The organism is Streptomyces sp. NPDC006296, assembly GCF_040613235.1.
Taxonomy (GTDB): Bacteria; Actinomycetota; Actinomycetes; order Streptomycetales; family Streptomycetaceae; genus Streptomyces.
Genome location: NZ_JBEXRT010000001.1, coordinates 152,771 through 174,330 on the forward strand (window position 1 = coordinate 152,771; position 21,560 = coordinate 174,330).

17 protein-coding genes and 1 other RNA gene are annotated in these 21,560 nt (G+C 73.9%); 9 read left to right on the forward strand and 9 right to left on the reverse strand.

The annotated features are described in order from the left end of the window. Nucleotides 1-123: 123 nt before the first annotated feature. Nucleotides 124-1,680, reverse strand: coding sequence for an MFS transporter (locus tag ABZ172_RS00775; RefSeq protein ID WP_356878670.1), 1,557 nt, complete (start codon nt 1,678-1,680; stop codon nt 124-126). Between the two features lie 279 nt (nt 1,681-1,959). Between ABZ172_RS00775 and ABZ172_RS00780 the strand changes: the two genes are divergently transcribed. Continuing rightward, entirely contained in the window at nt 1,960-3,459 is a 1,500-nt protein-coding gene (locus ABZ172_RS00780) for an MFS transporter (protein WP_356878672.1), read from the forward strand. Nucleotides 3,460-3,684: 225 nt separating this feature from the next. On the opposite strand, the gene ABZ172_RS00785 is transcribed toward ABZ172_RS00780, so the two are convergent. The 5 genes from ABZ172_RS00785 to ABZ172_RS00805 all read right to left on the reverse strand — a co-directional run bounded on the left by ABZ172_RS00785 (nt 3,685) and on the right by ABZ172_RS00805 (nt 9,210). Continuing rightward, on the reverse strand, nt 3,685-4,317 hold the full coding sequence (locus tag ABZ172_RS00785) for a response regulator transcription factor (RefSeq protein ID WP_356878892.1): 633 nt from the start codon (nt 4,315-4,317) through the stop codon (nt 3,685-3,687). Between the two features lie 286 nt (nt 4,318-4,603). After that, a complete protein-coding gene (locus tag ABZ172_RS00790; RefSeq protein ID WP_356878674.1) occupies nt 4,604-5,749 on the reverse strand; it encodes a sensor histidine kinase in 1,146 nt (381 codons plus the stop codon). Nucleotides 5,750-5,760: 11 nt separating this feature from the next. Then, a complete protein-coding gene (locus ABZ172_RS00795; protein ID WP_356878894.1) occupies nt 5,761-6,483 on the reverse strand; it encodes an ABC transporter permease in 723 nt (240 codons plus the stop codon). Next, nucleotides 6,483-7,460: an ABC transporter ATP-binding protein gene (locus ABZ172_RS00800; RefSeq protein ID WP_356878676.1), complete on the reverse strand. Its 978-nt coding sequence runs from the start codon at nt 7,458-7,460 to the stop codon at nt 6,483-6,485. The genes ABZ172_RS00795 and ABZ172_RS00800 overlap by 1 nt, the downstream gene beginning before the upstream one ends. Before the next feature lie 517 nt (nt 7,461-7,977). Beyond that, nucleotides 7,978-9,210 (reverse strand): hypothetical protein, encoded by a 1,233-nt coding sequence (locus ABZ172_RS00805; RefSeq protein ID WP_356878896.1) that lies wholly within the window; start codon nt 9,208-9,210, stop codon nt 7,978-7,980. 930 nt (nt 9,211-10,140) lie between these two features. On the opposite strand from ABZ172_RS00805, the gene ABZ172_RS00810 reads away from it, so the two are divergent. The 4 genes from ABZ172_RS00810 (at nt 10,141) to ABZ172_RS00825 (ending at nt 14,239) form a co-directional block, all read left to right on the forward strand. Continuing rightward, nucleotides 10,141-11,190 (forward strand): iron-siderophore ABC transporter substrate-binding protein, encoded by a 1,050-nt coding sequence (locus ABZ172_RS00810; RefSeq protein WP_356878678.1) that lies wholly within the window; start codon nt 10,141-10,143, stop codon nt 11,188-11,190. A gap of 84 nt (nt 11,191-11,274) precedes the next feature. Continuing rightward, entirely contained in the window at nt 11,275-12,111 is an 837-nt protein-coding gene (locus ABZ172_RS00815) for a Nif3-like dinuclear metal center hexameric protein (RefSeq protein WP_356878680.1), read from the forward strand. Beyond that, nucleotides 12,108-12,851, forward strand: a complete 744-nt coding sequence (locus ABZ172_RS00820; RefSeq protein ID WP_356878898.1) for a C4-type zinc ribbon domain-containing protein — start codon at nt 12,108-12,110, stop codon at nt 12,849-12,851. Before ABZ172_RS00815 ends, ABZ172_RS00820 begins: the two co-directional genes overlap by 4 nt. Continuing rightward, the gene (locus ABZ172_RS00825; protein WP_356878682.1) at nt 12,851-14,239 is read left to right on the forward strand and encodes a bifunctional RNase H/acid phosphatase; all 1,389 of its coding nucleotides are present in this window, start codon (nt 12,851-12,853) and stop codon (nt 14,237-14,239) included. The genes ABZ172_RS00820 and ABZ172_RS00825 overlap by 1 nt, the downstream gene beginning before the upstream one ends. 209 nt (nt 14,240-14,448) lie before the next feature. Here the strand turns inward: ABZ172_RS00825 and eda are convergent, their stop codons facing one another. Together eda and yaaA are read right to left on the reverse strand one after the other, a co-directional pair. Next, a complete protein-coding gene (gene eda, locus ABZ172_RS00830; RefSeq protein ID WP_356878684.1) occupies nt 14,449-15,096 on the reverse strand; it encodes a bifunctional 4-hydroxy-2-oxoglutarate aldolase/2-dehydro-3-deoxy-phosphogluconate aldolase in 648 nt (215 codons plus the stop codon). A gap of 194 nt (nt 15,097-15,290) precedes the next feature. Continuing rightward, on the reverse strand, nt 15,291-16,091 hold the full coding sequence (gene yaaA / locus ABZ172_RS00835) for a peroxide stress protein YaaA (protein ID WP_356878686.1): 801 nt from the start codon (nt 16,089-16,091) through the stop codon (nt 15,291-15,293). A 436-nt stretch (nt 16,092-16,527) separates the two neighbouring features. On the opposite strand from yaaA, the gene ABZ172_RS00840 reads away from it, so the two are divergent. From ABZ172_RS00840 to ABZ172_RS00855, 4 genes are all read left to right on the forward strand, one after another. Then, the gene (locus ABZ172_RS00840) at nt 16,528-17,061 is read left to right on the forward strand and encodes a TetR family transcriptional regulator (RefSeq protein ID WP_356878688.1); all 534 of its coding nucleotides are present in this window, start codon (nt 16,528-16,530) and stop codon (nt 17,059-17,061) included. An 18-nt stretch (nt 17,062-17,079) separates the two neighbouring features. After that, nucleotides 17,080-17,479, forward strand: an RNA gene (gene rnpB, locus ABZ172_RS00845) — RNase P RNA component class A. Between the two features lie 394 nt (nt 17,480-17,873). Next, complete coding sequence (locus tag ABZ172_RS00850) at nt 17,874-18,662, forward strand: DUF5707 domain-containing protein (protein ID WP_356878690.1); 789 nt, start codon at nt 17,874-17,876, stop codon at nt 18,660-18,662. Nucleotides 18,663-18,931: 269 nt separating this feature from the next. Beyond that, entirely contained in the window at nt 18,932-20,326 is a 1,395-nt protein-coding gene (locus tag ABZ172_RS00855) for an amidohydrolase family protein (RefSeq protein WP_356878900.1), read from the forward strand. A 107-nt stretch (nt 20,327-20,433) separates the two neighbouring features. Here the strand turns inward: ABZ172_RS00855 and ABZ172_RS00860 are convergent, their stop codons facing one another. Further along, nucleotides 20,434-21,276 (reverse strand): helix-turn-helix transcriptional regulator, encoded by an 843-nt coding sequence (locus ABZ172_RS00860; RefSeq protein ID WP_356878692.1) that lies wholly within the window; start codon nt 21,274-21,276, stop codon nt 20,434-20,436. Between the last annotated feature and the right edge of the window lie 284 nt (nt 21,277-21,560).

Consider the following 21,560-nt stretch of genomic DNA (forward strand, 5'->3'; position numbering starts at 1 on the left):
CCATCGTGCCGTACGCCCCCGCCGCGGGAACCGGCGGGGCGTACGGGTGACCCCTGCGGGCCGGGCGGTCCGGGGCCCGGCCGCAGGAACGCGCGGCCGGAACCGGGGTGTCCGGGCCGCCCGCTAGGGGGTCCGGCGCTCAGCGGCGCCGGCCCGCACCCCCGCGGGAGCGGACTCCGCCGCGGCCGCGTACTCCGCGGCGGCGAGCGCGTCGCCCGCGCTGCTGGCCAGCAGCACCGGGCGCGCCCGCCGCTGCGCCGGCAGGAACGCGGCCAGCACGAGACCGATCAGCACCGCCCCGGTGGCGATCATGAAGGAGGTGCGGAAGCCCTCCATGCTGGGCACGTCCACCGATCCCATCGGCACCGCGGTGTTCGCCAGCACCATGCCGATCACCGCGCTCGACAGCGAGGTGCCGATCGACCGCATCAGCGTGTTGAGGCCGTTGGCCGCACCGGTCTCGGAGGCGTCGACCGCCCCGATGATCAGCGCGGGCAGCGAGGAGTACGCGAGTCCGATCCCCGCCCCGAGGACCACCGCGATGATCACGGTCTGCCAGGCGGCGTTCATCAGGCCGAGTCCCGCCCCGTAACCCACGGCGATGATCAGCATGCCGAGCATCAGGGAGGCCTTCGGGCCGCGGCGGGCCGAGATCCGGGCGTACAGCGGGGCGACGAACATCATCGTCAGACCCAGCGGCGCCACGCAGAGTCCGGCCACCACCATGGACCGGCCCAGGCCGTACCCCGTCGACTCCGGCAGCTGGAGCAGCTGCGGGAGGACCAGCGAGACGGCGTAGAAGGCGACCCCGACCATGATCGAGACGAGGTTGGTCAGCAGCACCTCGCGGCGGGCGCTGGTCCGCAGATCCACCAGCGGCGCCGGGGAGCGCAGCTCGAACAGGCCCCACAGCACCAGGACCACCAGCGACGCGGCGATCAGCCCCAGGGTGAGGGGGGAGGTCCAGCCCCAGTCGCCGCCCTTGGTGACCGGCAGCAGCAGACAGACCAGACCGACGGAGAGGCCCAGCGCACCGACCAGGTCGAAGCGCCCCGGTGCGCGCAGCGGAGGCTCCGGCACGACGAAGGCGGTCAGCGTCATGGCGACCACACCCAGTGCGGCCGAGGCGAGGAAGAGGGCGTGCCAGTCGGCGTGCTGGGCGACGACCGCGGCGGCGGGCAGCGCGAGTCCGCCGCCCACTCCTATGGAGGAGCTCATCAGGGCCATCGCCGAGGCGAGCTTCTCGGGCGGCAGCACATCGCGCATGATGCCGATCCCCAGCGGGATCGCGCCCATGGCGAAGCCCTGGAGCGCCCGGCCGGCGATCATCACCACGAGCTCGTCGGTGGAGGCGCAGATCAGCGAGCCGACCACCATCACCGCGAGGCTGGCCAGCAGCATCCGCCGCTTGCCGTTCAGGTCGCCGAGGCGCCCCATGATCGGCGTCGCGACGGCCCCGGCGAGCAGGGTCGCCGTCATCACCCAGGTCGCGTTGCCGGGGTCGGTGCCCAGCAGGGACGGCAGATCCTTGATGACGGGGACGAGCAGCGTCTGCATCACCGCGACGGTGATCCCCGCGAACGCGAGCACGGGGACGACCCCGCCGCCCTTGCCCCCGCTCCGGCGCGGGTCGGGGAGATCTTCGGGAAGACCCTGCTGTTCGTTCGTCGTCCGTTGCATACGTGTGGCCTCCGGGCAGGGGGTCGAGCGGGAAAGTCCGAGCGGACCGAGCGGGGTGGAACGTGCGGCGGAGCGCCCGCGGGCAGCACTCACCGCCAAGTGCGTGCATGGTGAACGCTTCCGTACGGCTGCGATATTCCGGTGAACGCGGCGTAAAAAAAGGGAAGTCCGTGCGGTCACCGCGCCGGAAGGCGTGGGAGACCGGGGGGACCGTGCGTGGGGGACCGGGGGACCGTACACCGATGTACGGGGTGGGGGCCGCCTGCGAGGATGACACCCATGGTTGACGCGTCCCCGTCCGAACAGCTCCCCTCCCGGTCCCGCACCCGTACCTGGGCGGTGGTCGCCGCCGCCTGCACCGGCCAGTTCCTGGTCGTCCTCGACGTCTCCGTCGTCAACGTGGCGCTGCCGTCCATGCGCACCGACCTGGGCCTGACCGCACCCGGACTGCAGTGGGTCGTCAACGCCTACTCGATCGCCTTCGCCGGTTTCATGCTGCTCGGCGGGCGGGCCGCGGACCTGTACGGCCGCAAGCGGATGTTCCTCACCGGTCTGGGCCTCTTCACCGCGGCCTCACTGGCCGGCGGGTTCGCCCAGGAGGGCTGGCAGCTCCTCGCCGCACGCGCCGGGCAGGGGCTCGGCGCGGCCGTGCTGTCCCCGGCGACCCTCACCCTCCTCACCGCCGCCGTCCCCGAGGGCGCCGCGCGGACCCGCGCCATCGGTACCTGGATGGCGGTGGGCGCGGGCGGCGGCGCGGCCGGCGGGCTGATCGGCGGAGTGCTCACCGACACCCTCTCCTGGCGGTGGGTCCTGCTGGTCAACGTACCGATCGGCGTCCTCGTCCTCGCGGGCGCCGCGGTCTGGCTGGCGGAGGGCCGGGCCGGCGACCGGCGCCGTGTGGACCTGCTGGGCGCGGTGCTCGTCACAGCCGGCCTGGCGACGGCGGCGTACGGCATCGTGCAGACCGAGGCCGCGGGCTGGACCGCGGCCGCCACCCTGGTGCCGCTGCTGGGCGGCCTGGCGCTGCTCGGTCTGTTCGTCCTGGTGGAGGCGAGGACGGCGGCCCCGCTGATGCCGCTGCGGGTGCTCGGGGTGCGCGCCGTCGCCGCGGCGAACGTGTCGATGCTGCTGCTCGGCTCGGCGACCTTCTGCATGTGGTACTTCATGACGGTGTACGCCCAGAACGTGCTCGGCTACACGCCGCTGGAGGCCGGGTTCGCGCTCGTACCGAGCTCGGCCGCCGTCTTCGCCGGGGCGAAGGCGGCACCGGTGATCATGGCCAGGACCGGCGCCAAACCGCTGGCCGTGGCCGGCGCCCTGGTCACCGCCGCCGGGTTCGGCTGGCAGTCCACCCTGGACGTGCAGGGCTCCTACCTCACCTCGGTCTGCCTGCCTGGCATCCTGATGATGGCCGGGGCCGGCCTGGCCTCCACCCCGCTGGCCACGCTCGCCACCTCCGGCGCGGCACCCGGGGACGCCGGACTTGTCTCCGGGCTGGTCAACACCTCCCGCACGATGGGCGGCGCGCTGGGCCTCGCGGTGCTCTCCACGGTCGCCGCCGCCCGCACCGCGGGCTCGGTGGACGCCGCGGAGATCACGGCCGGGTACGCCCTGGCCTTCCGCACCTCGGCACTGGTGCTGCTCGCCGGGGCGATGATGATGCTGCTCTGGCTCCCGGGCCGCGGCGGCCCCGGCGGCCGGCCGGGCGCACGGACCGGGAGGCGGGCGGGAGGACCGGGTAAGCAGACCGCGCCGGCGCTGCACGCCCCCGAGGCGTAGGCCCCGGGAGCGAGGTGCAGCTCCCGGGAGCGAGGCGTGGGTCGCGGCAGCGAGGCATGGGTCGCGTCAGCGAGGACTCCTCGCCGGTGGGCGGATCGCGGCGTCATGCCGCACCTGCCGGTCAGTCGGCCGTGCAGCCGCGCAGGCGGTCCGCCCGGCCGCGCGTCGCCCGTCCCGCCCCGGGCTCCCGCCGTCCGGCCCGTCGGCGGTCCCGCGTCCCTCGGCTCAGAGCCAGCCCTGCCGACGTGCCGCGCGCATCGCCTCCATGCGGTTGCGGGTGTGGGTCTTGCCGATCGCGGAGGAGAGGTAGTTGCGGACCGTGGACTCCGACAGGCGCAGCTTCACGGCGATGTCGGCGACCGTCGCCCCGTCCACCGAGGCGTTCAGGGCGTCCCGCTCCCGCGGGGTCAGCGGGCTCGGGCCCGCGCCCAGCGCGGCCGCGGCGAGCGCCGGGTCGATCACGGTCTCGCCGGCCAGGACCTGCCGGATCGCCTTCGCCAGATCCCCGACCGGGCCGTCCTTCACCAGGAAGCCCGAGGCCCCGGCCTCCATGGCCCGCCGCAGATAGCCCGGCCTGCCGAACGTCGTCAGGATCAGCACCCGGCAGTCCGGCACCTCCGTCCGCAGGTCGGCCGCCGCGTCCAGACCGCTGCGGCCCGGGAGCTCGATGTCCAGCAGCGCCACGTCCGGACGGGACCGGTGCGCCGCGTCGACGATCCCGTCGCCGTCCGCCACCTGGGCGACGACCTCGAAGTCCGGCTCCATCCCGAGCAGCAGGGCGAGCGCGCTGCGCATCATGCCCTGGTCCTCGGCGAGCAGGATGCGTACCGAAACCGCGGGGCGGTGGTCCTCCGGCATCTCGTTCACGGCCTCACACTAAGGGCTGTCCCGTCATCCCCGGTGGAACGGAGCGCGGGGTCGGACGCGGTGCACCGCACGGCGGAGAGGCGTCCGCATGCCGGATGCATCCGGGTGTTCCGGCAACGCCGCGAGGGGCCGCAGCCGGGGTCGCGCACCCGTCGGGGACCACGGGACGTCCCGTGGCGCTGCCCCTCCAGGCGGCCACCGCCGGTCGCGGCGCCGGGCCGCCGGAGCGGGCCCGGAGGGGGGGGCGACGCCACCACCCCGCCCCGTGGCGCCCGCCTCAGCCGCACTCCCGCCCGCCGGTCGGCTCCCAGGTCCCCGCGGGAAGCTCGGCGGCCAGGGCGAAGCCGCCGTCCGGCCCGGGGCCCGACTCCAGTGAGCCGCCCGCGGCGGCCAGCCGCTCGGCCAGGCCCTTCAGCCCGGTCCCGCCGGTCGCCCCGTCCGGCCGGCCGGGACCGGTGCCGTCGTCCGTCACCGTCAGCCGCACCCGTTCGGAGGTGGAGTCGAGCACGAACACGCAGCGGGTGGCGCCACTGTGGCGTACGGCGTTGGTGACCGCCTCCCGCGCCACCCAGCCCAGCAGGGCGTCGGCCTGCGGGGCGGGGGCCGGCCCCGAGCGGCGGACGGCCGCGACGATCCCGGCGGCGGCCAGCACCGGACCGGCCTTCTCCAGCTCGGTTGCCAGGCTGCCCTCGCGGTACCCGGTCACCGCCTCGCGGATCTCGGTGAGGGCCTGGCGGCCCACCGACTCGATGTCGGCGACCTGGGCGACCGCGGCGTCGACGTCGTACGGCGCGAGTCTGCGCGCCGCCTCCGACTTGACCACGACGACCGACAGCGTGTGGCCGAGCAGATCGTGCAGATCGCGGGAGAACCGCAGCCGTTCCTGCTCGACGGCGCTGCGGGCCAGCTCCTGCCGGGTCGCGCGCAGTTCCGTCACCGTCTCGGACAGGGTGAGGATCGCCGCCGTCACCGCCCCGGAGAGCAGCGTCCCGTATCCGATCGTCCACGGCTCCGACACGTGGTCGCCGCGCCACACCGCCACCGCACAGGCGCACCCGGCCAGGACGACCAGGCAGACGACCAGCCGCCGGCCGCGCAGGAGCGTGCCGCAGGCCAGGGAGAACAGGGGGAAGAAGAGCAGCCAGTTGCCGCCGTACCCGATCGAGAGCCCGAACGTCAGGACGCCCATGGCGGCGAGCAGCCCGTAGGACGCGGCGCTCTCCCGCCTCTTCGGGTCGAACCCCCTGAACACCACCGAGACGTAGAGCGAGTTGAACGTCAGCAGCCCCAGACCGCCGATCCAGGGGTTCGGCGTCTCGCCCTGCCACAGGTTGGAGAACGCGCCGAGCCCCATCAGCAGCGTGGGCAGCAGGGCGTACGGGCCGCGCCGCCGGCCCCTCTTCTCCGTCCGCCTCCCGCGCACGGTCCCCTTCCTCACAAGGTCCTCGCCGACCGGCGGTAGGCCGACACCGCGTACCCGCCGAACAACAGCAGCCACGTACCCAGCACGGCCACCGAGCCGGGCGCCGGGGCGTGCCCGGCGATCGTCGACCAGCCGAGGCCGGCGAACCCGTGCGCGGGCGTGAACGCGCCCGCGGTGCGCAGCCATCCGGGGAACACGTCGAGCGGGAACCACAGCCCGCCGACGACGGCGAAGGCCATCAGGGCGGCCACGTTCACCACCCCGGTCCCCTGAGCGGTGAGGCGGTAGCCGTTGCCGATGCCGAGCAGGGTGAACGGCAGTGCGCCGATCCACAGCAGCAGGACCAGCGCGCCCCACTGCCAGAGCGCCAGCCGGACCCCGTTGACGAGTGCCCCCGCCAGCAGGACCGTCAGGACGGTCGGCAGGACCGTCACCGCACCGCTGATCGCACGTCCCGCCACCGCGTGCCCCGGCGACAGCGGCGTGATCCTCAACTGCCTGAGCCACCCGAGCGACTTGTCCGACGCGATGCCTGTTCCGATCGCCATGGACGAACCGAGTGCCCCGTACGCGGCCATGCCGACCATCGACGCCGCCTTCCAGTCGTCGTACGCGGCGCCCCCGCCGAGGTTCGTGAAGAGCAGGTACATCATCAGCGGCATGCCGGTCCCGAAGATCAGGAACGTGGGGTCCCGCAGGGTCCGGCGGATCTCCAGAGCGACGTAGGGGAACATCACGCGACCGCGTTCCCGTGACCGGCCGCCCCCGCGGCCGGTGAACCGGGCGAGGTGAGGGCGAGGAACACGTCCTCCAGGGTGGCCCTGCTGACCTGGAGGCCGCGTACGGCACCCATCCGGGCCAGTTCGACGACCGCTGCGTCCGAGTCGTCCGTGCGCAGCAGCACCCGGTCCCCGTGCACCTCGACGACCGTGACACCGGGCAGCGACTCCAGTCCGGCCGCGGACCGGCCCGCCAGGTCGAAGGAGACCACACCGCCGCCCGCCGACCGCTTGAGCACTTCGCCGCTGCCGTCCGCCACGATCCTGCCGCGGTCCAGGACGATGATCCGGTCGGCGTTCCCGTCGGCCTCCTCCAGGTGATGAGTGGAGAACAGGACGGTGGTGCCGCGTTGCGCACAGGACCGGATGGATACCCAGAACGCGCGCCTCGCGTCGACGTCCAGGGCTACCGTCGGCTCGTCCAGCACGATCAGTTCGGGATCACCCGCCAGGGCCACGGCGAACCTGACGCGCTGGATCTGCCCGCCGGAGAGCTTGTCGACGCGCCGTCGCGCGTGCTCCGCCAACCCGCTGAGGGCGAGCGTCTCGGCCACGGGCAGCGGACGCGGATAGAGCGCCGCGACGAAGTGGACCAGCTCACCCACCGTCACCCGGGGGATCGGGCGGCCGTCCTGGAGCATCGCCCCGACCAGCCCGGCCCGCACTGCCCGGTCCGGGGTGCGGCCGAGGAGCCCGACCCTGCCGGAGTCCGGTACGTCCAGGCCCAGCAGGAGACCGATGGCCGTGGACTTGCCCGCCCCGTTGCGGCCCAGCAGGGCGACCGTCTCACCCCGCCCGACCGTCAGGTCGATGCCGTCGACCGCCCGGACGGTGCGCCCCGCCGACCCGAACGTCTTCACCACCGCGTCGAACTCCACCGCCGGGCCCGCGCTGACGGCCCCGGCCGGCCTCGTCGCCGTTGTTCCTGGCATCCGTCGTGCGCCCTTCACCGCTGTCGTTCCCATCGTCCCCGTTGTCCGTGTCATGGCGACGACCCTACGGATCCGGTCGTGCCCGGCGGCAGGGGTGTGTGTACGGACTCCGCGGTGACAAATGTCCCGGGGCGCTGCCGGGCCCCGTCCGGGAGGGCCGGCCGCGCACGGCGGAGGGCCGCCGCAGCCGGACGGCTGCGACGGCCCTCGTGTCCTACGGGGCGGCCGGTCAGGCCGCCGCGCTGCCACCCCCTTCGGAGGGACGGCGGTGACGGCCGTGCGGCTGCGCGACCACGCTCTCCGCCGACGGGCCTCCTCGGTGCTTTCCGTAGCCGCCGGCTTCGCCCCGGTCACTGTCCGCCTCGGGCGGACGCGTCTGGGTCGTGTCGGTTCGGGCCTCAGGCATAAGGGGAAGTCTCCCGTTGCAATCGCTTACGTGTGTGTCGTGGCTCCGCCGCCTCCCGGCGCGGTCACCGCAGGCGCCCGCGCGGAACGGCTGCGTAGCCCCGTCGTGAGTTTATCCGGGCACGCCGCGCCCGGTGAGAGGCGCCTGCCCCAGCGGAACGGGTTTGCACACACCGAAGGCATGGGTGGTCCCGGACGTGCCCGTTCCGTGCGTGACGGCCGGTCGGGGATCGTCCCCGGGAGCCTCCAGCAGTGCGACCGCACAGGGTGCGCCCTCCTGCGCGTACGGCAGGTGCAGGACTCCCTCCCGGGTCCAGAAACCCGACCCGGGAGGCCACCCGCCGGGGGCCGCGTACTGGTGCAGCCGGCGTCCCGCCGGACGCCACAGCCCCACCCAGCTGCCCGCCGCCCCGTCCACCCGCAGGGCGACCGCGCAGCTCTCCGGCATCAGCATCTGGCCGGGCTGCACCGCGAACGGCGTCAGCGTGCCGTCCGCCGGGTGCAGGCACTCCGGGAACCGCACCGGCAGGGTGCTGCCGAGCACCCCCCAGCCGAGCCGGTCGTGGCCGGGGGCGTCCGACCGGACCAGCAGCAGGCCGCTGTCGGCGTCGGCCATCAGCAGCCGGTCGTTGCTCTCCGGCGCGATCTGGAGCAGCGGGGTCACCTCCCCACCGCGCTCCAGGTCCACGACGACCGCCTTCACGGGGCCGCCCCCGGGCATCCGCCGGTCCAGCGCCAGCAGCCGGCCCGCCCGGTCCAGCCAGGTGCCGCCCGAACAGCGTCCCGGGACGTCCGTGACGTGCTCGGGGCCGAACTCACCGCCCGCCACCCGCCAGACCGCGGTGGAGCGCGCCCCGGGGAGCAGGGCGAGGACGCCCGCGCCGTCCGGGGACGGGGGCAGGAGCCTCAGGTCCGGGCAGTCCAGGGCGCCCAGCAGGAGTTCGCCCGTGCCGGGCCCCGTCGGGTAGAGCAGCGAGAAGGTGTGCCGGTCGGCCGACACCCGGCGCCGGATCAGGACCCGCCCGTCCGAGAGCGGCAGCACGTCGGCCTCCGCCTCCTCCGGCTGGTCGAGGGGGAGGGGCACGGCGTACGGCTCGGGTCCGTCCAGCGTCCACCGCTCCGGGTACCAGGCGGGCTCGCCCGCCGTCCCGGCCCTGGTGAGCCGGGCCGCGTACGCGTGGTCCGCGGACAGCACGAGCGGTTGCGGCACGGGCCGCGACCCGCCCGGAGGGAGGTGCGCCGCCCCGGTCCACGCCCCGGACGAGGCGGGCGCCGGAGACGCGGCGGGCACCGGAGGCACGGCGGGCGCCGGAGGTGCGGGTGGCGCCGTGGGCACCGGGGGCACGGGGTGCGCCGTGGGCGCCGAGGATCCCGTCCGCGCGGGCGACGCGGAGGACGTGGCCCCCGCCGGGGCCGACGGCACCGGGAGCGGCGGCAGCGGAGGCAGCGGCGGCGCGGAGGCGGTGGCGGCGCGCGGCGCGGGAGCGGGCGCGACGGTCCCCCCGGACCCGCCCCGCACGCCCGCTCCCCCCGGCGTGCCCCCCGGGCCGGTCCGTACGCCCGCCCCCTCCTGCGGAGCCCCGGACCCGCCCCGCACACCCGTCCCCCCGTCCGGGGCCGTCGGCCCGGTCCGCCGGCCGGTACCGGTGATCCCGTGACCGAGGCTCACCGGGCCGACGACGCCGGTGCCGATGCTCCCGGGAGCGAGCCGCCCGGGGTCGGAGCTGCCGGGGCCGATGGAGACGACGGAGAAGGCGACGGCCGGTCCGGAGAAGCCGGCGAGGCTGCCCTGCGTCCCCGCAGCGGCCGGCCCCGCGTCCGGACCCGCCCCGGCGGCGCGGTGCGGTCCGGCGTCCCGGTCGGGTGCCCCGGCCGCGCCCCGGGCCCTGTCCGGTCCGGAGCCCCGGCCCGCCGCTCCCGCTCTGACCGGCTCGTCCCCGTCGTCCGCCGCCCCCGTGGCGCGGGGTTTCACCGGCTCCGCCGATCCGTCCGGATCCGCGGGTTCGCGTGCGGGTTCGGCCGTCGCGTCGGCCCCCGCGGGTCCGGCGGTCTTGTCCTCGATGGCACAGGCAGTCATGGTCCGGTCACCTCCGGCAACAGAAGCTAGGTAGCGGAATCCCCGCCGGACAACGTGAGCCTCCCCGCTTCACACATAAGGGTTCCGATGTCCGGATTCACCTGCGGAGTCGGGGGTGGCTGTGCTGCCCCTTGTGTGTGCATCTAAGGTGAGGCTTTCCTAAGAGTTCCCTGTGTCCCTCTCGAAGCGGAGCAGAACATGTCCTTCCGACGCCGCGGCACCGCCGCGATCGGTCTCGCGGTCGCGGCCGCACTCTCCCTGTCCGCGTGCGGTGGGGACACCGCGGGCGGTTCGCCGGACGGCGATGCCGGAGGCGGCAAGAAGGCGGCCGTCGCCACGGGCGGCAAGGACTTCGCCGACGCGGCGAAGAAGACCGCGGAGTACGGCACCGACGCGGAGGCGGGCGAGTTCCCCCGCACGGTCACCCACGCCATGGGCAGCACCGTGGTCGAGGCCGCGCCCCGGCGGGTGGTCGTGCTCGACGTCGGCGAGTTCGACAACGTCGTCTCGCTCGGGGTGAAGCCCGTCGGGTACGCCCCCTCCGAGGGGGACGAGGCCATCCCGTCGTACCTGAAGAAGGACGCGGGGAATCCGAAGAGCGTCGGGACGATCAACAGCCTCAACCTGGAGGCGATCGCCGGACTGAAGCCCGACCTGATCCTCGGCAGCCAGCTGCGTGCCGCGGACTCCTACGACGAGCTCTCGAAGATCGCGCCGACCGTGTTCTCCATCCGCCCGGGCTTCACCTGGAAGGAGAACTACCTCCTGAACGCCGCCGCGCTCGACAGGACCGCGAAGGCCGAGTCCGAACTGGCCGCCTACGAGGAGCACGCGAAGCAGCTCGGCGAGGAGATCGGCCCCGACAAGCCGACGATCTCCATGGTCCGCTACCTCCCGGACCGGATCCGGCTCTACGCCAAGGCGTCCTTCATCGGCACGATCCTCCAGGACGTGGGCCTGCCCCGGCCGAAGAACCAGCAGATCGACGACCTCGCCGCGGAGATCAGCCCGGAGAACATCGACCAGGCGGACGCCGACTGGATCTTCACCGGTGTCTACGGCGACGCGAAGGCCACCGAGCGCGACACCGCCCGCGCCAACCCGCTGTGGAAGAATCTCGCCGCGGTGAAGGCCGGCCGGGCCAAGGATGTCTCGGACGAGACCTGGTACCTCGGCCTCGGCGTCACCTCCGCGAACCTGGTCCTCGACGACCTCCGCGCCGACCTGGTCGCGCAGCGGACCCCGTGACGGTCCGTACCGGCCGCCGGTCCCGCTTCCCGGGCCCCGGCGGCCAGGGGCGGCGGGGTGCGGTGGCCAGGTAGCCTTTCCCCCGTGCCCCGTCTGTCTGAAGTCATCGCCGAGCTCGACGCGCTCTGGCCCCCCGAGCGGGCCGAGGGATGGGACGCCGTCGGCACCGTCTGCGGCGACCCCGGAGCGGAGATCGACCGGGTCCTCTTCGCCGTCGACCCCGTCCAGCAGATCGCCGACGAGGCACGTGCCCTCGGCGCCCAGCTGATCGTCACCCACCACCCGCTCTACCTGCGCGGGACGACGACGGTTGCGGCCTCCACCTTCAAGGGCCGGGTCGTGCACGGGCTGATCAAGCACGACATCGCCCTGCACGTCGCGCACACCAACGCCGACACCGCGGACCCCGGGGTCTCCGACGCCCTCGCCGGGGCGCTGGACCTGCGGGTCACCGGCCCCCTCGTGCCGGACCCCACCGACGCCGCGGGCCGCCGCGGGCTCGGCCGCGTCTGCGAGCTGGACCACCCCGAGACCCTCCGCGACTTCGCCGCCCGCGCCGCCGCCCGGCTGCCCGTCACCGCCCAGGGCGTCCGGCTGGCCGGCGACCCGGACGCGCTGGTGCACCGGGTCGCGGTGAGCGGCGGCTCCGGCGACAGCCTCTTCGACGCCGTACGCGCCTCCGGCGTGGACGCCTTCCTCACCGCCGACCTGCGCCACCACCCGGCCTCCGAGGCCGTCCAGCACTCACCGCTCGGCCTCGTCGATGCCGCACACTGGGCCACCGAGTGGCCCTGGTGCGAGCAGGCCGCCGCGCAGCTCGACGCGATTTCCGACCGCCACGGATGGGACCTCCGGGTCCACGTCTCGAAGCAGGTCACCGACCCCTGGACCGCCCACCACTCTTCTGGAGCCCCCAACTGAACGCCGCGCCCGCCGACCAGATCCGACTCCTCGAAGTCCAGGCACTCGACGTACGTCTGTCCCAGCTCTCCCACAAGCGCACGTCGCTGCCCGAGCACGCCGAGCTCGACTCGCTCAACAGCGACCTCGCCCAGCTGCGCGACCTGCTCGTCGCCTCGCAGACCGAGGAGAGCGACACCACCCGCGAGCAGACCAAGGCGGAGCAGGACGTCGACCAGGTGCGCCAGCGCGCCGTCCGCGACCAGCAGCGGCTCGACTCCGGGGCGGTCTCCTCGCCGAAGGACCTGGAGAACCTGCAGCGCGAGATCACCTCGCTGGCCAAGCGCCAGGGTGACCTGGAGGACGTGGTCCTGGAGATCATGGAGCGCCGCGAGTCCGCCCAGGAGCGCGTCGCCGAACTCACCGAGCGCGTCGGCGCGGTACAGGCCAAGGTCGACGACGCGACCACCCGCCGGGACGACGCGACCCGGGAGCTGGACGCCGAGACCGCGACCGTGGCCAAGGACCGCGAGGTCGTCGCGGGCGCGGTCCCGGCCGACCTGCTGAAGCTCTACGACAAGCTGCGCGCCCAGCAGGGCGGCGTCGGGGCCGCCCGGCTCTACCAGCGCCGCTGCGAGGGCTGCCGCCTGGAGCTGAACATCACCGAGGTCAACGACGTGAAGGCCGCGTCCCCCGAGACCGTCCTGCGCTGCGAGAACTGCCACCGCATCCTGGTGCGCACCTCGGAGTCGGGCCTGTAATGCCCGCTCCCCGCCGGCTGGTCGTCGAGGCGGACGGCGGCTCCCGGGGCAACCCGGGGCCCGCCGGCTACGGCGCCGTCGTCCTCGACCCGGCCGACGCCGCCACGCTCGCCGAGGCGGCCGCGTACATCGGGGTCGCGACGAACAACGTCGCGGAGTACCGGGGCCTGATCGCCGGGCTGAAGGCGGTCAGGGAGCTGTTCCCGGACTCGCCCGTGCAGGTGCGGGTCCGGATGGACTCCAAGCTGGTGGTCGAGCAGATGTCGGGGCGCTGGAAGATCAAGCACCCCGACATGAAGCCGCTCGCCGAGGAGGCCGCGCGGATCCTGCCCGCCTCCTCGGTCACGTACGAGTGGATCCCGCGTGCGGAGAACGCGCACGCGGACCGGCTCGCCAACGAGGCGATGGACGCCGGCGGGCGGGGCGAGTCGTGGGACCCGGGGGCCTCGACGGCCGGCATCGAGGTGACGCGCACGCGGATCCTGCACGATCCGCAGCCCCCGTCCGGCCCGCCCGGCGACGCGGCCGCGGGCGCGGCGAAGGTACGCGCCGCCATGGCCGCCGCCCGCACGGCGGACACCACCGCGGCGGACACCGCGCAGGACACGGCGTCGGCCGCCGCGCAGGAACCCGGGGCGGTCACCACCGGACAGGCCGCCGGGACGGGTGCCGCGCGGGACACCGGGGTGGACGGCCCGGAGGACGCCGGGACGGACGCCGCGGCGGAGGCTCCGCAGGTGGGCTGGGGGAGCGCTCCCGACCTGGGCGCGCCCGCCACCTTCCTCCTGCTCCGGCACGGTGAGACGGCCCTCACCCCCGAGAAGCGGTTCTCGGGGAGCGGCGGCAAGGACCCCGGACTGTCCGAGACCGGCCTCCGGCAGGCCGCCCGCGCCGCGGAGGCGTTCGCCGCCCTGGGCACGGTCCAGGAGATCGTCAGCTCCCCGCTGCGCCGCTGCCGAGAGACGGCGCAGGCCGTGGCCGACCGGCTGGGCCTCCCGGTCGACGTCGAGGACGGCCTGCGGGAGACGGACTTCGGCGCGTGGGAGGGCCTCACCTTCGCCGAGGTGCGCGAGCGCCACGGTGCCGACCTCACCGCCTGGCTGGCCTCTCCCGACGTGGCACCCACGGGCGGCGGAGAGAGCTTCGCCGAGGTGGCCGAGCGGGTCTCGGGGGCGCGTGACCGCCTGATCGCCCGTCACGCGGGCCGCACGGCGCTCCTGGTCACCCATGTCACCCCGATCAAGACCCTGGTGCGGCTCGCACTGGGCGCCCCGCCGGAGTCGCTGTTCCGGATGGAGCTCTCGCCCGCCTCCGTCTCCACCGTGGCGTACTACGCCGACGGGAACCCGTCGTTGAGGCTCCTCAACGACACCTCGCACCTGCGGTAGCGGGGCGCCCGCCGCCGCTCGCGGTCCGGACGGACGCCGGAGCAGCGGCCCGCCGGGGCCGGCCACGGGGAGGGACCGGCCTCGGGCAGTGGTGCGGCTCCGGGGTGTGCGGGGGTCCAGCGATGCGCACGGGCCGGGCCGGAGCGGTCGAGCGGCTCCGGGGGCTCAGCCCCGGCTGGGCCGGGACTCAGCTCCGGCTGGGCCGGGACTCAGCTCCGGACCAGAGCCGACGCCTCGGCCGCCAGCCGTTCCACCCGCGCCCAGTCCTTCGCCGCCACCGCGTCCCCGGGCACCATCCAACTTCCGCCGACACAGCCGACGTTGGGCAGGGCCAGATACGACGGCGCCGAGGCCAGGGAGATGCCGCCGGTCGGGCAGAACCGCGCCCGGGGGAGCGGGGAGGCCAGCGCCTTCAGATAGGCGGTGCCGCCCGCGGCCTCGGCGGGGAAGAACTTCATCTCCGTGATCCCGCGCTCCAGCAGCGCCACGACCTCCGAGGTCGTCGAGACACCCGGCAGGAACGGCACGCCGGACGCCTCCATCGCGTCCAGCAGCGCGTCCGTCCAGCCGGGGCTGACCAGGAAGCGTGCGCCCGCCCGGACGGTGTCCGTCACGTGGGCCCGGGAGATCACCGTGCCCGCGCCGACCACCGCACCGGGGACCTCCGCGGAGATCGCCCGGATCGCGTCGAGGGCGGCGGCCGTCCGCAGGGTGACCTCGATCGCGGGCAGCCCGCCCGCCACGAGCGCACGGGCCAGCGGCACGGCGTCGGCCGCGTCCTCCAGGACGACGACGGGGACGACGGGGGCGAGATCCAGCACGGAAGCGGACGCGGCGGCGGGCACGGAGGAGGTCATGGGCTCATCCTGCCGCGAGAACCGCACACTGCGCAACGCGCGTTGCGCATGATGCAACGCTGGTCGGGCGGGGTTCACGGGTCCCGCACCCGCGTCGGTACCGGTGGATCACCTGGTCCCGCTCCGGTACCGGCGGGGTCACCGGGTCCCGCCGGTACCGGAGGAAGCTGTGCATCCCGCCGGTGCCGGTGGGATCAGTGGATCTCCGTGACCACCACGTCGAGCGCCCAGGGGCGGCCGGCCCGCCCGGGAGCCTGCGCCTCCACCACGTAACCGAGGTCGCGCAGCGCCTCCACCAGCTCCGCAGGGCCCTCGGGCCGGACCCCGGCCAGCAGCAGGTCGCGCACCATCCGGCCCTTGGTCGCCTTGTTGAAGTGGCTGACCACGGAACGCTTCTCGACCCCGTCGACCCGCTGCGACTGGAGCACCCGTACCTGTGCCGTGCGCTCCGCGACCTCGCCCGAGGGCTTCCAGGCCCCGGCGTACGCGGACGAGCGCAGGTCGAGGACCGGTCCGCTCCCGGCCGCCTCGGGCATGACGGACGCCATCGGGGTGCGCCAGTACGCGTTCAGGGCGCCCAGGCCCGGCAGCTTCACCCCCATCGAGCAGCGGTACGAGGGGATCCGGTCGCCCACCCGCACCGCGCCCCACAGCCCGGAGAAGACCAGCAGGGACTTTCCGGCCCGCCGCTTGGCCGCCGCGTCGAGGGTGGCCAGGCCGAGGGCGTCGTAGAGCACCCCCGTGTAGACCTCCCCGGCGGGCCGGGTGCCGGCGGTACGCAGCTCCGCGTTCTTCGCGACCTCGCCCCGCAGCCCCTCGCTCAGGCCGAGCACCTCGCGGGCCTTGTCCTCGTCCGCCACGCAGAGCTCGACCAGCTCGTCGAGGATCGCGGCCCGGGCGTCCGCGAGGCCCGGCAGGGACAGCGACTCCGGCTTCAGCGGTGCTCCGCGCCCCGAGGCGGCCTTACCTTCGGAGGGCGGCAACAGCACGAGCACGGGCGATCTCCTTCATACGCGGCACAGGGCCCCGCACGCACGGGAGCCCTCCGGCAAGGGTACGGTCCGGCCCGCCGCCGGCCGTGCGGCTCCCCGTCCGGTGCCTTGCACGACGCGCCGCATCCTCCCGTCCGGCGCCCCGCACGACCCGGGCGGGCGGGAGGACGCGGCGCGGGCCGGGGAATGCGGCGCGGGCAGGAGGGTGCGCCGCGGGCCGGGGGACGTGCGCGGGCGGAGAAGGGCGGGCACGGACCGACGGGTGTGCACGCGCGTGGAGGACGGGCGCGCGTCGGGTCCGGACCGCGACGGCCGGCCCGCCCCGCTCTCGTACGATCGCGACCACGAACACGGTCACGACCGCCGTCCCCGGGTGCGCCGTGACCACGTCCTCGGGCGCGGGCCGCGTACCGACTCCGTATCAGGGAAGGTCTCCTGCGTGAGCGACCTCGCCATCGTCCCCACGGCCGGCCGGCCCCGGCAGATCGTCGCCGCCGCGCGCGCCCTGCTGGAGGCCGAGGGCCCCGAAGCGCTCACCATGCGCAGGCTGGCCGACCGGGTGGGCGTCAAGGCCCCTTCCCTGTACAAGCACTTCCCGGACAAGTCCTCCGTGGTGGCGGCGCTGGCCGCCGAGATGCTCCGAGAGACCGCCGGGGTCCTCACGGCGGCGGAGGCCGCCGCCCCCGGTTCCTTCTCCGGCCTCGCCACCGCGTACCGCGCCTACGCCCTGGCCCACCCGCACCTCTACCTGCTGACGATGGGCCGTGCCCTCCCCGCCGGCGGAGCGGCCGACGCGGCCGCCGCCCCGCTGTTCCGCGCCGCCGGGGGAGACGAGGACCGGGCCCGCGCGGCCTGGGCCTTCGCGCACGGCATGGTCGTCCTGGAACTCCACGGCCGTTTCCCTCCGGGCGCCGATCTCTCCGCCGCCTGGGAGGCGGGGATCGCGGCCTTCACCCCCGGCACCGCCGGGTAGCATGGTCACCACGGCAGACGAGCCGGGCGGACGGCCGCGTGAGGATCCCCGGATCCTCCCGAGGAACGTCCGGGCTCCACAGGGCAGGGTGATGGCTAACGGCCACCCGGGGTGACCCGCGGGACAGTGCCACAGAAAACAGACCGCCGGGGACCTCGGTCCCCGGTAAGGGTGAAACGGTGGTGTAAGAGACCACCAGCGCCTGAGGCGACTCAGGCGGCTAGGTAAACCCCACCCGGAGCAAGGTCAAGAGGGAGCACCCCGGTGCTCCTGCGCGAACGTCCGAGGGCTGCCCGCCCGAGTTCGCGGGTAGACCGCACGAGACCGGCAGCAATGCCGGTCCTAGATGGATGGCCGTCTCCCCGGCCGCCGCGAGGCGACCGGGCGACAGAACCCGGCGTATAGCCCGACTCGTCTGCCGCCACCTGCGGCTATGCCTGGGAAAGGGCCTCCGACCTGCGCCGGAGGCCCTTTCCGGTCTTTCGGGGGTGTGCCAGGTCACGCGGCGGTACGTCCCCCGGAGACGAGGCCGAACCGGTCGCGTCCGTGCGGTGCGGAGCCCCTGGGAGGGCACCACCCCCGACGCCTTCGGCGGTGCGGTCGACCACTCGAGCTCACCGGTGCCGGGGGAGGAAACCCCTTCCGGCCTGAGGGCGGCGTGAGCCACGCGCTCGTCCTGGCGACGGTGTGCGCGCGGGGCAACCATTTCCGCGACCTGACGGTCATGTTCGTGCCGCCCGCACACCGGGTGGGCATGATCGGCTCCGCCTCGGGACACTCCCGAGGCGATGGAACACGGAGGACACGTCTCCATGTATCACCGCACCACCGTGGCAGGCCTCGCCGGGGCCTTCGCTCTGACCGCACTCGTGATTCCGGCGGGCGCCCGGGCGGACGACTTCTCGGGCGACATCAGGATCACGAAGGTGGTCGTCAACGGAGGGAAGGACATCGTGCTGGGGACCACGGCCGTGAAGACGTTCACCATCGCGGTGACCGCCACGGACGATTCGGGCATCGAGACCGGACGTACGTTCCCCGTCATGTGGCACACGCCCCTTCCGAACGGTGACGCCCACGGTCTCGTGATGCCCGACGACATCGCGGGCTCGTGCGTGCGCCAGAGCTTCACCACGACCACCTGCACGTACACGCTGAAGATCGATCCGCGTGTCCACCCCCAGGACAACACCACCGCCGGGACCTGGACCGTGCGTGCCCATGCCTCGGCCAACGACGGTGACTTCATCACCAGGGACTCCGCAGCCAAGGTGAAGGTCCAGCGTGCCTCCAGGCTGACGGTCAACGCCTCGCCGGAACCGGTGAAGAAGAACAAGACGCTCACCGTGACGGGTGCCCTGACCCGCGCCAACTGGGTGACCCACACGTACGGGGGGTACGCCGAGCAGCCGGTGATGCTCCAGTTCAAGAAGAAGGGCGCGACCGCCTACAAGACCCTCAAGACCGTCAGGACGGACAGCAAGGGCACGCTGAGGACGACGACGAAAGCCACGGCGGACGGCCACTTCCGTTACTCCTTCGCCGGCACGACCACCACCCCGGCGGTCGCAGCCGCAGGGGATCACGTCGACGTGAGGTAGCTCGGGAGGTCATGTGCTCCACCCGGTTCGCGTGAGGTGAGGGCTTCTCGTACGCCGTGAACGGGCACCGCGGTGGGTGGGTGCCGTGGTGCCGGCTGACGTGGGCGACCGTCCTCCCGGTGCCCTCCGCCACGGAGCGGTGCACGAGCCCGGAGGTGCTGTACCTGGGCACACGGCGTCCTGGCTGCCGCTGCCGGCCGGGTGCAGGCTGAGATCAACACTCACCCCGCACAGGCTCACCGCTCGTGCGTGACGAAGAGGACCTCTCCTTGATCGCTTCCGGTACCACCAGCCCTGCCGTGCTCGAACAGCTTCAGCGCCGGTCCGCCGACCCGAAGCGGCGCATCGTCTTCACCGGTGCGACCGTCGTCACGATGGATCCCCGCACCGGGGTCCTTCACGACGCGGACCTGCTGGTCGAGGGCGACGAGATCACCGCGATCGGCCCGGGTCTGTGCCGGGACGGGGCGGTGGTCGTCGACGTCACCGGGATGATCCTTTCACCCGGTTTCGTCGACACGCACCGGCACGCCTGGGAGACCCAGCTCCGCCGGATCATGCCGGACGTCGACGATCTCGGCGCGTACGTGATGTCCACCCTCGCCGGTCACGCCACGGTCTACCGGCCCACCGACATGTACACCGGGACGAAGCTGGCCGCACTGACGGCGATCGACGGCGGCATCACCTGCATGCTCGACTTCTCCCACAACTCTCGCACCCCCGAGCACTCCGACGCCGCCGTCCAGGCCCTGATCGACACCGGCATCCGGGGCGTGCATGCGTCCATGGGCCCGCACTTCGGCCACTGGGACAAGCAGTGGCCCGGCGACCTGGTCCGTCTCATGGACACGTACTTCTCCGGCGACGACGACCTCCTGACCCTGCGCCTGGCTGCTCTGGCAACCGACGAGACCGCAGGGCCGGCCCTCGCCTACGGACCCGAACTCGCCCGCACCGCGAAGGAGCTGGGAATCGGCGTGAGTGTGGACGCCGTCTTCGGCGCCTCCTCCTTGAAGGCCATCGGGCACTGGGCCAAGGACGGCATCCTCGGTGCGGACGTCACCCTCATCCACGCCACCGGACTGACCCGGGAGGCGTGGAGGGCGATAGGTGAGAGCGGCACGACCATCGCCCTGGCCCCGACCTCGGACGCCCAGATCGGGCTGGAGTCCGCCGTCCCCGCGATCGACGAGGCCCTGTCGGTCGGGGTGCGCCCGGGGTTGAGCATCGATGTCGAAGTGGCCCTGGCCAGCGACATGTTCACGCAGATGCGGGCCCTGCACGCCATCCAGCGGATGCGCGCGGTCAACGCCGGCTACGTCACCGGGCAGCAGCCTGCACGCATCACCACCCACGACGTCCTGGACTTCGCCACCCTCCAGGGGGCTCGCACCAACGGCCTGGCCGACGTCACCGGATCGCTGACCGTGGGCAAGAAGGCGGACCTGCTCGTCATCGCGGCCGAGGACCTCAACAATATGCCGCTCAACGATGCCGTCGGCACCGTCGTCCTGGGCTCGGACGCGCGCAACATCCAGGCCGTCCTCATCAACGGCGACGTCCGCAAATGGAACGGCCAGGTCCTGGGCGTCGACCTGCCCGCCCTGCGTGACGAGGTCCACGCCTCGCGCGCACACGTGCTCCAGATCCCTGCGGTCTGACTCGCACGCCGCCGTACTCGTTCCGCGTGGCCGGGGGACTCCGCGACCGGCCGGGCCCTCGGCACCGTGCTCGCGTGCCGAGGCTCCGGGGCCCGTGAGGGGGACGGCTACCGATCCGTCGTTGCTCGCCGGCTGCGGGCGGCGTGCAGGCTGCCGAGCAGGGACAGCGCTCGATCGCTGGGACTCGAGGGCTCGGCCTGGTAGATCACCAGCTGCTGGCCCGGCGCTCCGCGGACGTCGAACGTCTGGTAGCTCAGCGTGAGAGGCCCGACATCGGGATGAAGGAGGTCCTTCACGGCACGGCTCTTGCCGTGGACGGAGTGCGAGGACCACAGGGCCGCGAATTCCTCGCTCTCCTCGGACAGGGAGGCGATCACGTCGTGCAGGCGCCGGTAGTGCGGGTACAGGCCCGTGGCGTGGCGCAGGCCGGCGACGACCGCCTCTCCCGCCCGCTCCCACGGTGTGAAGAAGCGCCGCGCGGCCGGGTCGAGGAACGCCGTGCGGGCCATGCTGTCCATGTGCCCGAACGGGGAGAACAGGGCGTCGGCCAGCGCGTTCGAGGCCAGGAAGTCGTGGGCCGGGTTCAGGACGAACGCCGCCGCTGTCCGGTGCCCGTCCAGCAGCTGCCGGAGCGCCGGACTCACCGTCTCCCGAGGCTGCGGCCGCCCGCCTTCCGGTGCGGTGCCGGCCAGTCGGAACAGGTGCTCGCGCGCCTGGCCGTCCATCCGGAGGGCACCGCCGAGGGACTCCAGGATCTGCGGGGAGGGGCTGCGCTCGCGGCCCTGCTCGAGCCGGGCGTAGTAGTCGCCGTTCATCCCGGCCAGTACGGCGACCTCCTCCCGCCGCAGCCCCGCCACCCGGCGCCGACCGTAGGAGGCCAGCCCGACGTCGACGGGTCGCAGACGGGCGCGGCGGGCGCGCAGGAAGTCCCCGAGATCGTTGCTGGTCACCTCTCCAGGCTAAGGGCTGTCCCGTAACCCCTGGCGGGCGCGCGACGAAAGCTACGGCACCTCGCTGCCTTGTCGGAACGCCCGGATACATCCAGTAGGCGGACGTCCCTCCGCCTTGCGATGCACCGCATCCGACGCCGCGCGCTGATCCACCGGGGATCACGGGACAGCCCTTAGCCGCCCTCGGCCCCGCGTGCATGGGTGCGCCGTGTCCAGGCACGCGTCGTGGAGTGTGATCGGCAGGGCGCCCCGCTCCTGCGGCTCGGGATGCCGACACGGGCGAG

Excerpts from the sequence above, each read along its gene's own strand:
- ABZ172_RS00795 (WP_356878894.1), bottom strand. The coding sequence starts at position 6,483 with ATGTTCCCCTACGTCGCTCTGGAGATCCGCCGGACCCTGCGGGACCCC.
- ABZ172_RS00775 (WP_356878670.1), bottom strand. The coding sequence starts at position 1,680 with ATGCAACGGACGACGAACGAACAGCAGGGTCTTCCCGAAGATCTCCCC.
- ABZ172_RS00810 (WP_356878678.1), top strand. The coding sequence starts at position 10,141 with ATGTCCTTCCGACGCCGCGGCACCGCCGCGATCGGTCTCGCGGTCGCG.
- ABZ172_RS00800 (WP_356878676.1), bottom strand. The coding sequence starts at position 7,460 with ATGCCAGGAACAACGGCGACGAGGCCGGCCGGGGCCGTCAGCGCGGGC.
- ABZ172_RS00780 (WP_356878672.1), top strand. The coding sequence starts at position 1,960 with ATGGTTGACGCGTCCCCGTCCGAACAGCTCCCCTCCCGGTCCCGCACC.
- ABZ172_RS00850 (WP_356878690.1), top strand. The coding sequence starts at position 17,874 with ATGTATCACCGCACCACCGTGGCAGGCCTCGCCGGGGCCTTCGCTCTG.
- ABZ172_RS00825 (WP_356878682.1), top strand. The coding sequence starts at position 12,851 with ATGCCCGCTCCCCGCCGGCTGGTCGTCGAGGCGGACGGCGGCTCCCGG.
- ABZ172_RS00785 (WP_356878892.1), bottom strand. The coding sequence starts at position 4,317 with ATGCCGGAGGACCACCGCCCCGCGGTTTCGGTACGCATCCTGCTCGCC.
- eda (WP_356878684.1), bottom strand. The coding sequence starts at position 15,096 with ATGACCTCCTCCGTGCCCGCCGCCGCGTCCGCTTCCGTGCTGGATCTC.